The sequence below is a fragment of the Paenibacillus anseongensis genome, from assembly GCF_009757995.1.
Lineage (GTDB): Bacteria > Bacillota > Bacilli > Paenibacillales > NBRC-103111 > Paenibacillus_E > Paenibacillus_E chondroitinus.
In genome coordinates this window covers 1-15,076 of the sequence record NZ_WSEM01000003.1, presented here as the reverse complement: position 1 = coordinate 15,076, position 15,076 = coordinate 1, and the positions used below count along the sequence as shown (strand labels likewise).

At 46.8% G+C, this 15,076-nt stretch carries 13 protein-coding genes and 1 rRNA gene; 12 read left to right on the top strand and 2 right to left on the bottom strand.

Annotated elements, in window-relative coordinates; all coding sequences use genetic code 11:
• Positions 1-42: 42 nt before the first annotated feature.
• Positions 43-942: a nickel transporter permease gene (nikC, locus tag GON05_RS01170; protein WP_157317433.1), complete on the bottom strand. Its 900-nt coding sequence runs from the start codon at positions 940-942 to the stop codon at positions 43-45.
• 192 nt (positions 943-1,134) lie between these two features.
• On the opposite strand from nikC, the gene GON05_RS01165 reads away from it, so the two are divergent.
• The 7 genes from GON05_RS01165 (at position 1,135) to GON05_RS01135 (ending at position 10,600) form a co-directional block, all read left to right on the top strand.
• Positions 1,135-2,361, top strand: a complete 1,227-nt coding sequence (locus GON05_RS01165; protein WP_181646077.1) for an amidohydrolase — start codon at positions 1,135-1,137, stop codon at positions 2,359-2,361.
• Positions 2,358-3,842 (top strand): amidohydrolase family protein, encoded by a 1,485-nt coding sequence (locus GON05_RS01160; protein WP_157317431.1) that lies wholly within the window; start codon positions 2,358-2,360, stop codon positions 3,840-3,842. The genes GON05_RS01165 and GON05_RS01160 overlap by 4 nt, the downstream gene beginning before the upstream one ends.
• A gap of 39 nt (positions 3,843-3,881) precedes the next feature.
• Complete coding sequence (locus GON05_RS01155) at positions 3,882-5,108, top strand: amidohydrolase family protein (RefSeq protein ID WP_181646076.1); 1,227 nt, start codon at positions 3,882-3,884, stop codon at positions 5,106-5,108.
• A 302-nt stretch (positions 5,109-5,410) separates the two neighbouring features.
• The gene (locus GON05_RS01150; RefSeq protein ID WP_157317430.1) at positions 5,411-5,944 is read left to right on the top strand and encodes an RICIN domain-containing protein; all 534 of its coding nucleotides are present in this window, start codon (positions 5,411-5,413) and stop codon (positions 5,942-5,944) included.
• A gap of 355 nt (positions 5,945-6,299) precedes the next feature.
• Positions 6,300-7,868 (top strand): glutathione ABC transporter substrate-binding protein, encoded by a 1,569-nt coding sequence (locus GON05_RS01145; protein WP_157317429.1) that lies wholly within the window; start codon positions 6,300-6,302, stop codon positions 7,866-7,868.
• A gap of 10 nt (positions 7,869-7,878) precedes the next feature.
• On the top strand, positions 7,879-9,177 hold the full coding sequence (locus GON05_RS01140; protein ID WP_157317428.1) for a purine/pyrimidine permease: 1,299 nt from the start codon (positions 7,879-7,881) through the stop codon (positions 9,175-9,177).
• 229 nt (positions 9,178-9,406) lie between these two features.
• Positions 9,407-10,600, top strand: coding sequence for an MFS transporter (locus tag GON05_RS01135; protein ID WP_157317427.1), 1,194 nt, complete (start codon positions 9,407-9,409; stop codon positions 10,598-10,600).
• A 358-nt stretch (positions 10,601-10,958) separates the two neighbouring features.
• Here GON05_RS01135 and GON05_RS01130 read toward each other — a convergent pair whose 3' ends face one another.
• Positions 10,959-11,147 carry a sporulation protein Cse60 gene (locus tag GON05_RS01130; protein WP_181646075.1) on the bottom strand — a complete coding sequence of 63 codons (189 nt, stop codon included), beginning with the start codon at positions 11,145-11,147 and terminating at the stop codon, positions 10,959-10,961.
• 304 nt (positions 11,148-11,451) lie between these two features.
• On the opposite strand from GON05_RS01130, the gene GON05_RS01125 reads away from it, so the two are divergent.
• From GON05_RS01125 to GON05_RS01105, 5 genes are all read left to right on the top strand, one after another.
• On the top strand, positions 11,452-12,495 hold the full coding sequence (locus tag GON05_RS01125; RefSeq protein ID WP_181646095.1) for an LLM class flavin-dependent oxidoreductase: 1,044 nt from the start codon (positions 11,452-11,454) through the stop codon (positions 12,493-12,495).
• A gap of 115 nt (positions 12,496-12,610) precedes the next feature.
• Positions 12,611-12,970, top strand: coding sequence for a DUF1304 domain-containing protein (locus GON05_RS01120; RefSeq protein WP_181646094.1), 360 nt, complete (start codon positions 12,611-12,613; stop codon positions 12,968-12,970).
• Positions 12,971-13,145: 175 nt separating this feature from the next.
• Complete coding sequence (locus GON05_RS01115) at positions 13,146-13,925, top strand: putative protein N(5)-glutamine methyltransferase (protein ID WP_157317424.1); 780 nt, start codon at positions 13,146-13,148, stop codon at positions 13,923-13,925.
• Positions 13,926-13,957: 32 nt separating this feature from the next.
• A complete protein-coding gene (locus GON05_RS01110) occupies positions 13,958-14,467 on the top strand; it encodes a GNAT family N-acetyltransferase (RefSeq protein WP_157317423.1) in 510 nt (169 codons plus the stop codon).
• Positions 14,468-14,831: 364 nt separating this feature from the next.
• Positions 14,832-15,076 (top strand): 16S ribosomal RNA (locus GON05_RS01105); the annotation flags it as partial.

Sequence of the window (15,076 nt, the reverse complement as noted above, 5' to 3'; positions counted from 1 at the left end):
CTTCGAAAGCATACGCTTAAGTTTTCGGTTAGGAAAACGAGCTTACTGTTTCATTCTTGGATCCAGAGCGTCTCTTAACCCGTCTCCAAATACGTTAAAACCAATAACTAATGTAGAGATAGCTAGTCCCGGAAATAGAGCCAAATAAGGGACTGTGAATAAAAAGTCGCGGCCATTGCTCAGCATGGCACCCCACTCCGGCAAAGGCGGTTGAGCGCCTAGTCCCAAGAAAGATAAGCCTGCGGCAGAGAGGATAGCCGTTGCGAGCCTTAGAGTCGCTTGAACGATAATCGGTGACAGGATGTTCGGGAAAATGTGCACGAAGATGATCCGCATATCGCTGGCTCCTAATGAGCGAATGGCGTCGATGTATTCCAATTTTTTAACCGACAAGGTCGAACCACGAACAATCCGGGCGAACATCGGAATGGAAAATACGCCAATGGCGATCATGACATTGATTAGACTTGGGCCTAAGGCGCTTACGATGGCGAGGGCGAGCAAAATGCCCGGGAAAGCAAGCAAAACGTCAATCACACGCATGATGATCGTATCCACCCATTTTCCGTAATAGCCGGCAAATAACCCGAGAACGATTCCAAAGAAGGCTCCGATAAATACGGCTACGAACCCTACAGATAGTGAGAGGCGTGTCCCGACAATCAACCGGCTAAGCACGTCGCGACCCTTATCGTCCGTCCCCATCCAATGTTCGATTGAGGGAGGTTTTAGTTTGTTCACTAAATCAATATGATAGGGATCGTATGGTGCTAGCAGCGGAGCGAAGATTGCGACAAGGAAGTAAAAAAGAATTACGTACCCACCCAACATCGCTAACTTATTTTTCCGAAGCTTTAAATAAAATGTTCTCCACTTGCCAGGACGAGCGGAGAGAGCCTGTTTTGGTAGCGCTTGCTTTTGTCCAGCATATTCAACATTCATCTAGCAGTCCTCCTTTGTTTAATTAAAGTTATCAGAAAACAAGGCGAAGTAAATAAGCTTTGGGCAACTCGTAAAGATACCTTAAATAGAAGTAAAGATTGTGAAAATAAAACACAGAATATTCTTTATAATTGAGGGAGTACGAGCAAATCACACCGAATTTTGGGAAAAGGAAGGAAGGGTGAGCAATTCGTGAGTTCATCTTATTGGTTAACCAATGTTCGTCTGGAGAGCGGCTATTTGTATGAAAATGGCGTGATCTCCGGGACAGATACTGAAATCTGCCATCTGCGTATAGAGGGTGGTGTCATCCATGAAATCGTTACAGCGGATAAACCGCTAGAAACAGATCTTCCGAAGCAAGACGGAAAGAACCTGCTGTTGTTGCCATCATTTATTGAAAAACATGTTCATTTGGATAAGACGTTAATTGGGGATACGTGGCGTGCAGTCACCCCTGTAGCTAATATCATGGGACGCTTCGAAGTGGAGAAACGGATTCTTCCTTCACTGCCGACTTCGACCCAGGAGCGAGCAGAAAACTTGCTGGCTACGCTATTAAGTGCTGGTTCAACTGAAGTGCGGACGCATGTGGATATTTATCCGGAAGCAGGACTGCATAACTTGGAAGCCGTGCAGAAGGCGTTGGATACTTATGAGGGGAAACTTTCTTATGAAATAGTAGCTTTTCCACAGCATGGCTTATTGCGATCCGGGTCCAAAGAGCTGGTTAGAGCAGCCCTTCGTGAAGGCGCTACGCTGATCGGCGGCGTCGATCCCGCCATGGTGGACGGGGACGTTGAAGCCTCTTTGCAGCAGATGATGGAGCTGGCTGTTGAGGCTAATGCGGGCGTCGATTTGCATCTGCACGATCCGGATTATTTGGGCACTTTTACCATGAGACGGTTGGCAGCGCTTACGATGGAAGCGGGTTTGCAAGGAAGAGTGGCGATCAGCCACGCGTTCGCTCTTGGCGAAGTGCCTGCCGGTGAAGCGGCGGAATTGTCCGCTATTTTAGCCGAGGCCGGCATTACGATCATCACAAGCGCACCCCACAGCAGAACGCTGCCGCCGGTACCGCTTTTGCATGAGAAAGGGGTGGCTGTTGCGGCAGGCTGCGATAATATTTTTGATACTTGGCAGCCTTTCGGGAACGGAGACATTTTGGAACGGGCAGGCCGCTTAGCCGAACGCTTCCGTTGGATTGACGAATATTCCTTGTCGCAATCGCTCGGTTTCATTACTGGAGGAAAGACGCCGCTGGATCGAGACGGCAAACGTGCATGGCCTAATGTCGGAGATGAGGCTAGCGTGGTTCTGGTGGAGGCTACTTCCACGGCGGAGGCTGTCGCGAGAAGAGCTGAACGCAAGGCCGTCTTCTACCGCGGGACATTGGTGGCAGGAGGACTCCAGCCATGATCGATTTATTACTCGTTCATGGCGTCGTGATTACCATGGATCAAGATCGTCGCATTCTCGAGAATGGGGCTGTCGCGATCCACGATGGGAGAATTCTGGAGGTTGCTGACACCGAGCAATTACTTGCGAAGTATGAGGCGAAGAAAACAATCGATTGCAATCACCACTGTGTTCTGCCTGGCTTGATCGATGTCCATGGTCACGGCGGCCATTCCATGTTCAAGACAATCGCCATGGACAATATCAGTTTTTGGATGCCAATCATGACGCATACGTATAAGCACTTTGTAACGGATGAGTTCTGGTATTACGAAGGTAAGCTGAACGCGCTTGAACGTTTAAAAGCAGGGATCACGACAGGCGCCTGTGTGCTTGGTTCGATGCCTCGCTCCGACGATCCGATCTTTGCGCTTAATCATGCCAAAGCTTACTCCGAAGTTGGCATTCGGGAGATCGTTTGTACGGGCCCTTGCAATCCGCCGTGGCCGCATTCGTTCAGCCGCTGGGTGGATGGGAAGCGGGTAACCAGAGAAGTGACTTACGAAGAAGTGCTGCAAGGTGCCGAGTCGGTCATTGAAGCTTTGCATCATGCGCACGACGATCATATTCGTGCTTTCATCACGCCTTTTGTAATCGTTACTTCCGTGAACCCGTCAGCCCCGACGCCGCCGGATCAGTTATATGGCTTAACCGATCATGATCGTTATCAAGCGAAAAAAATTCGCGAGATCGCTCGGAAATATAACACTCGGATTCACTCGGATGCCTTCGGAGGCATGATTCATCTGGCGATTCAAGATAAGGAAAACGCTCTGCTTGGTCCAGATGTGCATCTGCAGCATTGCCGCGGCATTTCGTTTGATGAAGCGCGAATTTTGGCTGAAACAGGAACCAATGTGAGCTCAGCGCCAGGATTCGGACAAGTGAATGCGCGAACGCCCATTACGGAACTGATGGAGATGGGCGCAACGGTGGCGATTTCCACGGACGGTACCTCACCTGCAGCCAGCTTTGACATGTTTCAAGCGATGCGCAAGACGCAGATGATTCATCAAGCAGCTCTCAAAGATTACTATTATTTGCCGGCCGGCAAGCTGCTGGAGATGGTGACCATTGATGCCGCCCGCTGTGTAGGCTGGGATGATGAACTAGGCTCTTTGGAAGCTGGGAAAAAAGCGGATGTGATTACGGTCAACATGCGCCAGCCCCATTTGACACCTGAGTATATGTATGTGCACCGTTTGGTCCATCAGGCCGTGGGGAGCGACGTAGACAACGTTATCGTGAATGGGAAAATCGTGATGGAAGATCGCAAAGTGCTAACCGTTGATGAATTTTCGGCACTTGATGAAGCGAATGAAGAAGCGAAGCGGACGATTGAGCGTGCCGGACTGCAGAAATATATGGAACCGACCAAATATTTCTGGGGTCACTCAAGAGCTTATGTGGATGAGAAACGTTTTGATCCTGAGTTGCTGTAAGAGATTACAAATTTGACAGGGAGAAAGGGTGTAACCAACATGAGTATGACAACGACTTATTGGCTAACTAACGTTTGTTTGGAGAGCGGCTATCGCTATGAAAATGGAAGAATTGCAGGCACAGAAACGGAGATTTGCCACCTCCTTATTGAAGATGGGAAGATTGCGCAAATCGTGTCTGCTGACGCAAGCTTAGACAGCGATCTGCCTAAGCAAGACGCGAAGAAGCTGCTTCTGCTTCCAGCGTTCCGCGATATGCATATTCACATCGATAAAACGTATTACGGAGGGCCGTGGAAAGCTTGTTCCCCGCCCGTGAACATTTTTACTCGTTTAAAGGAAGAAGAGACGCTGCTGACAGAGCTGCTCCCAACGGCCAGGGAACGAGCGGAAGCAATGCTTGGACTGTTGCTGAAAAACGGGACGACCCACGTCCGCAGCCATTGCAATATCGATCCCTATATTGGCTTGAAAAATCTTGAAGCCACTCTGCAAGCTTTTGAAACTTATTCGGGCAAGCTGTCTGGCGAAATTGTAGCCTTCCCGCAGCACGGGCTGCTGCGCAGCAACGTTGTGGAGATGGCGCGCGAGGCGCTGCGAATGGGAGCGACATCCATGGGTGGCGTAGACCCGGCTTCGGTCGATCAGAACATTGAGAAATCGTTGAATACGATTATGGAATTGGCTGTAGAGGCTGATGCTGACGTGGACGTTCACATCCATGATCCGGGTCATTTAGGTATCTTCACATTCAAAAGGCTTGCCGCACTAACCGAGGAAGCGGGTTGGCAGGGGCGCGTAACCGTCAGTCATGCGCTAGGATTTGCTGACGTTCCGGTCGAGCTGCAAAGCGAAGTGGCCGAGTTGTTTGCTCAGCTGGGCATCGCGATCACCTCGACCGTGCCAATTAACCGAGCGACGATACCGATTCCGCTGCTCAAGCAAAAAGGCGTATCCGTCTCGCTTGGCGACGATAGCATTACAGATCATTGGTCCCCTTTCGGCCAAGGAGACAGTTTGGAAAGAGTCGGCCGTCTGGCGGAGCGATTCCGATGGAGTGATGAGCGCTCGCTAGCGCAGGCGCTCGGCTTTATTACAGGCGACAAGCTTCCGCTTTCTGCGGAAGGTGCCCGCGTCTGGCCAGCTGTTGGCGACGAAGCAAGCGCGGTGCTTGTTCACGCGAGTTGTTCGGCGGAAGCGGTAGCGCGGAGAGCCGAGCGTCAAGCGGTGTTATATCGCGGGAATGTCGTTTCCGGTTCGTTGTAATCACCAAAGGCATAGTTTTCTCTCATTCGGGAGAGGGCTATGCCTTTTTTTTATTGTGTGTTTCTCAAATCCTTGATCATATTTGTCATGCTGGTGAGGAACTAGTCAGGAATACACCGAAAATATCAATGAAAAGAGTGCTGCCAGTAGTGTAGGATGGAATTGAAATTAATCCCAAATAAAGAATTTAATGAGAATTTGATTGCCTGACTGATTTAGGAGGTGATTAAAGTGTAATACATAAAACTCGTTCTTAAATATCACTGGCGTAAGTTAATCAATTAAAAAGGGAGTGCACTTTCATGAAACAATGTCTAATTAGGTACGGATGGATAACGATATTGGTGCTTGTGTTAGTTGCATCCATCTCGCCATTCGCAGGAACTTCGACGTCGTACGCATCGGGAACACAATTTGCTCTGAGACTTATTAATGAACGCAGCTTAAAGGCGCTATCCGTCAGCGGATGGGATAAACAAGCGGAAGGTGCGCTAATTCAACAATTTCCGAATGTAGAAGGGGATTATCAGAAATGGTATCTCGAATATTTAGGAAACGGATATTATCATATCAGAAACGTAGGCAGTGGATATTTATTGGATGTTAGCGGAGTATCTTCCTATGATGGGGCCATTGTCATTCAATGGCCAGACAATAACGGGTGGAATCAACAGTGGGAAATTATCGGAACAGGTGAAAATGATCCGGTGAAAATTAAAAACCGAGGCAGCGGTAAATTGTTGGATATGTCGGGCCAATCGACATCCGATGGAGGGCAAGCCATTCAATGGTATGATAATGGCGGCCACAATCAGCACTGGTATTTATTATCATAACGAATACTCGTCAAACCTAATAAAACTGTCAAGGTAAGGTGGACTTGGCGGTTTTATTATTTTTTTAAGAAAAAGAAGTAAAGATTATATAAATACAAGTAAAGATTGTGAAACTAAATAATCTGAAAATTATTTATTATCTAAATAAGAAGACCATTCATTCGTAAAGGGGATTTTGCATGAAAGATACAATGTTAGCGCTTTCTTGGTCGTAGCTTGTTTGCATATTAAAAATAGTAAAGATATTGTAAATAGACGTAAAGAATGTGCAATGTTCTAAAGCTATTTTTTTCTATAATGCTAATAAGCCATTTTAAAGTAGTAGATAAACGATAGAAATAGGAGGGTTTATACAATGAAAAGAAAACTTATTCTCGGCGGCTTTCTCGCGATATCCCTTGTAGGTATGTCCGTGTTGGCCGGATGCTCCTCTTCACCAGATTCGACAACAGATAGCGGGAAAGCGGCTGAAGCGTCCCAAGCGGGCGGTACGCTGACCATCGCAAGAAAAGCAGATGCGAACAACCTGGATCCGCAGTTTATTACAAACATTCCTTCAGCGAACTACATTTATGGTAAAGTTTACGAAGGTCTGCTCATGACAGATAAAAATATGGAGTACAAGCCTTCTCTGGCATCAGAATGGAAACAGGTCGATGACTTAACTTGGGAGTTCAAGCTGCGTCAGGGTGTGAAGTTCCACGATGGCACGCCATTTACGGCAGATGCGGTTAAGAAGACTATGGAACGTGCTTTGGATCCAAAAGTTAATTCACCAAGAGCAAGCAATTTCTCCATGGTCAAAGAAGTGAAGGTTGTGGACGACTACAGGGTTCAATTCATTTTGTCTTATCCGTATGCTCCTATTCTGTCCATTCTTGCTAGCACCGAAGGCAGTATCCTTAGCCCGAAAGCTATTGCGGAACAAGCGGACAAGCTTTCCAAAAATCCAATTGGAACAGGTCCATTCAAATTCCAGTCTTGGACACCAGGACAAGAGATGGTTCTTGTCAAAAATGATACCTACTGGGGCGAGATTCCGAAAGTAGATAAAGTTGTTTACAAAGTAGTTCCAGAGGATACTACGCGTGTCGCCATGGTGGAATCTGGCGAAGTTCAGATTAGCGATCAATTGCCTGTAACCGAATTAGACCGCGTGAAAAATTCTTCTTCCATGACGCTGGCTCGCACTGAAGGGCTTGGGGTAGAATACATCGGTTTTAACACAAAGAAAAAACCGTTCGATGACCCGCGCGTTCGTCAAGCATTCTCCTATGCCATTGAAAAGGACTCCATTATCAAAGGCGTTTATAACGGCGTGGGCAGCAAAGCGATCTCCGCTCTTTCTCCTAAGATGATCGGATTTAACGCCAATTTGGCCGAATATACGTACAACATCAACAAAGCGAAAGAATTGCTTGCTGAGGCTGGTTTTCCAAATGGATTTAAAACATCTATTGTAACTGACGATAGAAAAGAGCGCATCAACCTGGCGGAAGTGGTTCAATCTCAGTTGAAAGGGATTGGCATCGACCTCGAAATCAAAGTGATGGAGTATGGTGCTTACCTAGATATTACTGGTAAAGGCGAACACAATCTGTTTATCGGTGGTTGGGGCAATGCGACCGGGGATGCGGATTATAATCAGTATAATGTGTTTCACAGCTCCTCCCATGGAAGCAAAGGCAATCTGGCTTTCTATACCAACGCGGAAGTGGATAAGCTAATTGAAGACGGCCGTCGTGAGAAAGATGTGGAGAAACGTAAAGAGATTTACGCGAAAGTACAAGATATCGAGATGAAAGACAGTCCGTTAATTCCAATTCGCACTATTGATCACGTAGCCGTAACAGCTAAAAATGTCAAAGGATTCTCGTTGAGTCCAATCGGATATCTGATGTTAAACGATGTTACCGTAAAGTAAGGGAGGTACAATGGAAACACAAAATCGCCGGTTCTACGGCAGCTTAAGCACATTTCAATGGTTTATTTTCCTGCTGGCCAATTCTGTCGCACTGCCTATCGTCATCGGTGGCATTTTTCACTTATCAATAGAGGAAGTTTCGGCGTTGATGCAGAGAACATTTTTGGTCGTTGGCTTGAGTTCCTTCATCCAAGGATGGTTAGGGCATCGGTATCCGATCGCAGACGGTCCTGCAGGTTCATGGGTCAGTGTGTTTGTGATATTAGCAGACGTAGCAGTCAGACAGGGGCAAAGCTTGAAGGAAACGCTGCAAATTTTGGAGGGTGGATTCCTTATTGCGGGTCTACTCCTCCTTATCCTTGGCTTGAGCGGATATTTCCACCGATTGCTGTTCCTGTTCACCCCTCTGGTTACCGGTTCTTTTCTTTTGATCTTAGCGCTTCAGCTTAGCGGTGTTTTCATGAAAGGAATGATCGCGTTACAAGGAGAATCATCCTTGCCCGATTATGGAACTGCAGCTATATCGTTTTGCGTTTTTATTCTCGTCATCCTTCTTTCGGTCAAAGGAAAAGGATGGATCAAAAACTATGCCGTGCTAATCGGAATCTTATCCGGGTGGCTGCTATATACGCTGCTCGGCAAAAGTTCGGCTTCCGTTAGTACGAACGAATCTTGGGTTAAGCTGCCGGAGTTGTTCGCATGGGGAAATCCGCATTTTAATGCCGGAATCGTGATCACGGCCATTCTGTTTACGTTTATTTTAGTCTCCAATACGATCGCTGCGGTTTCGGCTGTCAGTCAAGTCGTACCGGAAGCTCCGAGGAAATTAAAAGAAATGTTGAATCGCGGCGGAATAGCCGGCGGAATTTCTCACTTCTTGTGTGCTGTATTTTCGACAATTGGCGTCGTTCCCTTACCGGTATCCGCGGGCTTTATTCGACTAACCGAACAGACCCGGGTTCGCCCGTTTCTTGTGGCTTGTTTGGCCTTGTCGGGGATATCCCTGGTTCCGGTTATCGTGAATTTCTTGGCGCTGCTCCCAGGACCGATCGCTACGGCGGCATTACTGGCATCTTTTGTTCAAATGATCGGGATCGCGTTCCAGTCTATTCTAAGGGAAACGCTGGATCAACGCCGACTGACGATTCTAGGCATCACGCTATTGATTAGCATTGGGCTTATGTTTCTGCCGCCAACAGCATTCCAAGGACTTCCATCGATCTTGCAATATGTATTCAGCAATGGACTGCTTGTAGGCACGATGATTGTGATTTTGCTTGAACAACTATGGAAAGCTGATAAAGCATAAGCATATATCTATAAAAATTGTCGCTATCTAGCCTCAGAGCTGGAGAAGCGGCAATTTTTTGCGTTAGCAACGGTCAGTGCCACCGAGAACAACTAAATCTTATATTGCCCTTACATGCAACTTCTGCTAAGATGATCTGGACTTATTAAAATAATTTAATAAGTATTGGCGCTGTAGTGATATCCTCGATACAGGCGATGCTTATGATCGAAGGAGAAGGGGTGGCACGATGGCAACCATGTTTTTAGTTGTTATCTATTTGGCATTTATTAGCCTGGGAATTCCAGACTCATTGCTGGGATCGGCGTGGCCCGTGATACGACCCGACATCGGCGCTTCATTTGGCTTCGCGGGGATCTTGTCGATGATTGTGGCAGGAGGAACCATCGTATCCAGTCTGGCAAGCGGGCGTTTGGTTCAGCGAGTGGGGACGGGCAAAATTACCCTGATCAGTTGCTGCCTTACTGCAGGAGCGCTGCTGGGGTTCTCAATGGCGCCTTCAATGATTTGGCTTATCTTTTTAGCCGTTCCTCTTGGTCTGGGCGGAGGTGCGATTGACGCGGCGCTAAATCATTATGTAGCTGAAAATTATAAAGCCCATCACATGAACTGGCTGCACTGTTTTTGGGGTGTAGGCGCAACTCTCGGACCTATTATCATGTCCTTTTACATTGCTGAGCACAACTCCTGGAGAGATGGTTATTCAACGGTATCTATGATACAGTTCACACTCGCCATTGTATTGCTTGTTACGCTCCCTTTATGGAAACGTGTAGCTGCTATTAAGGAGACTGAGGGTCCAAACAGTGAGAATCCACAAGACCAGGTCGGAGAGCAGATACAACCGGCGGCTATTTCCAAAGCTAGTGTGCTTCAGATCAAAGGTGTTAAACCGACACTTATCGCTTTTTTGTTCTATTGCGGGGTAGAATCTACGGCAGGATTATGGGGAGCCAGCTATCTGGTTGGTGCAAGAAATATGACAGCCGAGACAGCGGCTGGGTGGATCTCTTTATACTATGGCGGAATAACGATTGGAAGACTGATTACAGGGTTTATTACTATGAAAGTCCACAATCGTGTGTTGATCCGGTGCGGTCAGATCATTGCCATTGCCGGTGGGGGGATGCTGTTGCTTCCGCTGCCTCAAATTTTCTTGGTTGGACTTATTCTGATTGGCATCGGGCTTGCTCCCATCTACCCTGGCCTGCTGCATGAAACGCCTGCACGCTTTGGTCGCGAAAATTCCGCCAAGCTAATGGGATTTCAGATGGCAGTCGCGTATACGGGATCCACGTTTTTACCACCGCTCTTTGGCTTGCTCGCTTCACAGATGACCATCAATTTGTTCCCTTTTATTGTGCTGGCTTTTATTGTTTTGATGATGTTGAGTACAGAGCAAGTAAACCGAATATTAAAATAAGGGCAATTCATTTAGCGAAGTTATTTGCTAAACGGATTGCCCCTTTTTTCTTTGCGATGTTGTCGTTACATCACAGTACTCTATGGTTCATCGTAAATTCCTCCGGAAATGATCAGACGACAATGCCAATACATGTTCATATTGCGAACCTCCCTGCTTTTAAAAAGTAAAGCCTATGCTCTTAATACCTCTTCGTGGCATCCTTTACCGGGAATTCAGATATTGCGTAAGATGACATATACCAATACTCCTGCGAGAAAAAGTGTTGAGACCAATGAGATTAACTTAAGGAAAGTTTCAACTCTTGATTTCATATCCGTACCTCTTTAATAGTTGATAAACGCAGGAAAATCGGCATTTATTCTTTTGTCCTGTAAACAACAAGGATGGAACTTCGTTGGAGTCCAGCATCATGTTTCCCTGTCTTAAAGATAGAGCCGTAGCATACGTTAATCACCTGATCATCCGATAGCTCAGTCAGAAATTGGTTAGCTCTCGACTCTGCGTAGGATGAATCCGTGTCTAAAAATTCTTTCACTTGAATCACTTTCAAAACCTCCTTTCATTAATAAATACATGAAATGTAAAAAAGGACGAAATACAACAAGACATTCCGATTTAGACGTGGAATGCCTTGCGTATTCCTCTGACCATACCACTGAAAGTAAACGCTGTCAATCAGGCATAGTTCTGATAGTTTAGCTGATAATGCCTAGTGGAATTGGCGGGTATTGCTAAACCAAATTCTTACACATGGTTGACGATTTCGATTTAATAATAATATAATTCCTAATGTTAGGATAAATAATATTATGGGTAAGAAGATAGATCATAATGGGGGGACTTTTAAAGTGGAAATAGGTGTAGATACATTTGTGGAAACAACGCCGGATGTTCATACTGGCAAAACGATAAGTCATGCGGAGAGATTGCGTGAGGTTGTCGAAGAAATCGCGCTTGCCGATCAGGTTGGGCTCGATATATTCGGAGTCGGCGAGCACCACCGTAAGGAATTTGGGGATTCCGCTAGTGTTGTAGTCTTGGCAGCCGGGGCGGCTGTGACCAAAAATATACGTTTAACCAGTTCGGTTACCGTGCTCTCGGCGGCCGATCCAGTCCGTGTATTTCAGGAGTTTGCAACGCTCGATGGCATTTCCAATGGACGTGCAGAAATCATTGTGGGTCGAGGCTCTATGGTCGATGCGTTTCCTTTGTTTGGTTACGATCTGAACGACTATGAAGAGCTTTTCGAGCAGAAATTGGAGCTATTACTGAAACTGAGGGACTCGGAGAAAGTATCCTGGAAAGGAGGGCACCGCCCCGCCTTTACGAATTTAGGTGTTTATCCGCGTCCGGTTCAGAGCCCTCTCCCCGTATGGATTGGCAGCGGGGGGAACCCGGAATCAGCCATACGCGCAGGCGTATTGGGATTGCCGCTTGTTTTGGCGATCATTGGCGGGAGCCCAGTGCAATTTGCTCCCATCGTGAAGCTCTATAAGGAAGCAGCTACGCGTGCAGGACATGATGCGTCAAAATTACCGGTAGCTGTACACTCGCTCGGTTTCGTTGCCGAAAGCACCTCGCTTGCCGTCGACAGGTATTTTCCACCTACTCAGGCATCCATGAATATGTTTGGTAAAGAGCGCGGATGGGGGCATTATAGCCGTGCACAGTTCGATGCTTCTCGCAGCCTGGAAGGTGCGCTATATGTAGGCGATCCCGAAACGGTGGCTAATAAAATTGTTTATATGAGTAAGCGATTAGGCTTCTCGCGGTTCTTCTTGCATTTACCCGTCGGCACTATGCCGCATGATGAAGTTCTGAAAGCCATTGAACTGCTGGGAACGGAAGTCGCACCGCGGGTTCGGGAACAGATTGCAAGAATGAAAGCCTAAGGGATGAAAGGAGCTTCCATCGTGGAGGCTTCTTTTTACTATCGAAATTTAAGTTAATAAAATATAATAAACGTACTAGGGGGTACCCAATAAGGTTTAGGAGGATAAGCTTATTATTGCGATAATTGCGTCAATTCTCGTGGGCATAGTGGCAGTAGAACATGTGTACATTCTTGTTCTGGAAATGTTTTTATGGACTAGTCCTCGCGGGATGAAAGCTTTTGGTATGACGAAGGAGCAGGCAGTGGCCACCAAATCGCTGGCTGCCAATCAAGGATTATACAATGGATTTTTGGCGGCTGGGCTCATTTGGGGATTTGTTCATCCAGATCCATTGATCGGGCGCTCCATTCAACTTTTTTTCCTTTGTTGTGTGATTGTTGCTGCCTTGTATGGCGGGGCAACCGCAAAAAGGTCGATTTTACTCGTGCAAGGTTTGCCGGCTGTAATCGCCTTGCTGTTTGTTCTCTTGTAAGACTATACAATGAAAAGGTCCTGTTAGCACGGGGCCTTTTTTGCTGCCCAGTATGCTTGGACGAATTAAGGGAATGAGCGGAAGAAAAGTTCTTTATAAAAGATTTCTACCTGTGCGGCAAACGGCACAAAGGATAAAATGAGTTTATCGCTAATGAGAAACGTGGTGAGTTTTTATGGAGATTATTACTTATGATCGTCTTGTCGCTGGACTTCGTGCTGCGGGTTGTGTTTTCGCAGAAGATGAGGCTCAAATGCTCATTTCGGCAGCTAGGTCGCCGATCGAGTTAGCCGAAATGGCGGATCAACGAGCTTTAGGTCATCCGCTAGAACACGTAATTGGTTGGATGGAGTTCTGCGGTCTTCGGATCGAGGTGGACCCTGGCGTCTTCATTCCCCGTCAACGTACAGAGTTTCTTGTTCGGCGGGCCACCGAAATTGCCAAAACAGGAGACGTCGTCGTTGATCTATGCTGTGGAACAGGCGCATTGGGGGCGGTTTTGGCTGCAGAGATGAAAGACATTGAGCTATATGCCGTGGATATCGATCCTAAAGCAGTGCAGTGCGCCCGCAGAAACATTAAAGCCGTGGGAGGTCATGTATTCGAAGGAGACATCTTTGAACCCCTACCCGTGACATTACGTAACCGTATTGATATTCTACTGGCAAACGTACCTTACGTACCAACCGAAGCAATTGAGCTGCTTCCCTCAGAAGCCCGTATCCATGAGGCACGCCTGGCGCTTGATGGGGGAGAGGACGGACTTGATGTGCTGCGGCGTGTTGCGCTTGAAGCTCCGCTTTGGCTGGTGCCTGGCGGACACCTGTTGGTTGAGGTCAGCGAGCGGCAGGCGCTGCAAGCCGTAGAGATTTTTGTTCGGAGCGGGTTGATTCCGACCGTGTCCAGATTCGAAGAATTAGATGCTACGGTTATCGTGGGAACGAGACTTATTTGACACAGAACATGTGTTCTGTTAATATTTTATCTATGAAAACACCACATGTCAAATTAATATCTTGGTCGGAATCTAATCTTGATTTGCTTCGTAAAATCAATGCCCCTGAGATGATGGAACACCTAGGTGGCTCTGAAACGGAGGAGCAGTTGCTAAAGCGCCACCAACGATATCTCGAGATCGGCGACAAGGGATCAGGTCGCATGTATAGCATTATACTGCTTCCAGACAATGAGACGGTAGGCAGCATTGGTTACTGGGATAGCAAGTGGAAAGAAGAGAGTATCTATGAGATTGGTTGGAGCGTCCTGCCTTCCTATCAAGGGAGAGGTATAGCGACCTCAGCGGTAATAGAGGCTGTCGGGAACGCCATTATGGAGAAGAAACATAAGTATATTCACGCTTTCCCATCTATTCATAACCCTGCATCGAACGCAGTTTGCGAGAAGCTTGGCTTTCAACTAATCAGTGACTGCGAGTTTGAATACCCTCCGGGGAACTTCATGCAGTGTAATGACTGGAGACTAGGGCTCGATGTATGAAAAAAGTTTTTAGACTAAAAGGTTGTAATAGTTTTAAATCCGTGGTATATTGCAAATCCGCCATTCAACGCGGATGAATAACGTGAGTAATTCATTTGGCTTCATTTAAAGAATAGACATGAAGTAGTCAGACAAATCAATTAAATAACATGTTGAAAACTTTAAGAATGGCTCGAAAAAAAACACTTGCAATTGAAATTCTTACATGGTATATTACTTCTCGCTGCTTCGGCAACGCGGTAGTGAACGAAAGAAATTGATCTTTGAAAACTGAACAACGAGTGAGTAAGCACAGTCGAGTAATCGACTATAAATGAGATTGTGAAATCTCGCTAGCAAGTCAATTGAGCTATTCAGCTTTTCTATTATGGAGAGTTTGATCCTGGCTCAGGACGAACGCTGGCGGCGTGCCTAATACATGCAAGTCGAGCGGAGCACTTCGGTGCTTAGCGGCGGACGGGTGAGTAACACGTAGGCAACCTGCCTATAAGACTGGGATAACTATCGGAAACGATAGCTAAGACCGGATAACTGGTTTTCTCGCATGAGGGAATCATGAAACACGGAGCAATCTGTGGCTTATAGATGGGCCTGCGGCGCATTAGCTAG

Excerpts from the sequence above, each read along its gene's own strand:
- nikC (WP_157317433.1), bottom strand. The coding sequence starts at position 942 with ATGAATGTTGAATATGCTGGACAAAAGCAAGCGCTACCAAAACAGGCT.
- GON05_RS01155 (WP_181646076.1), top strand. The coding sequence starts at position 3,882 with ATGAGTATGACAACGACTTATTGGCTAACTAACGTTTGTTTGGAGAGC.
- GON05_RS01145 (WP_157317429.1), top strand. The coding sequence starts at position 6,300 with ATGAAAAGAAAACTTATTCTCGGCGGCTTTCTCGCGATATCCCTTGTA.
- GON05_RS01140 (WP_157317428.1), top strand. The coding sequence starts at position 7,879 with ATGGAAACACAAAATCGCCGGTTCTACGGCAGCTTAAGCACATTTCAA.
- GON05_RS01135 (WP_157317427.1), top strand. The coding sequence starts at position 9,407 with ATGGCAACCATGTTTTTAGTTGTTATCTATTTGGCATTTATTAGCCTG.
- GON05_RS01160 (WP_157317431.1), top strand. The coding sequence starts at position 2,358 with ATGATCGATTTATTACTCGTTCATGGCGTCGTGATTACCATGGATCAA.
- GON05_RS01110 (WP_157317423.1), top strand. The coding sequence starts at position 13,958 with ATGAAAACACCACATGTCAAATTAATATCTTGGTCGGAATCTAATCTT.
- GON05_RS01115 (WP_157317424.1), top strand. The coding sequence starts at position 13,146 with ATGGAGATTATTACTTATGATCGTCTTGTCGCTGGACTTCGTGCTGCG.
- GON05_RS01150 (WP_157317430.1), top strand. The coding sequence starts at position 5,411 with ATGAAACAATGTCTAATTAGGTACGGATGGATAACGATATTGGTGCTT.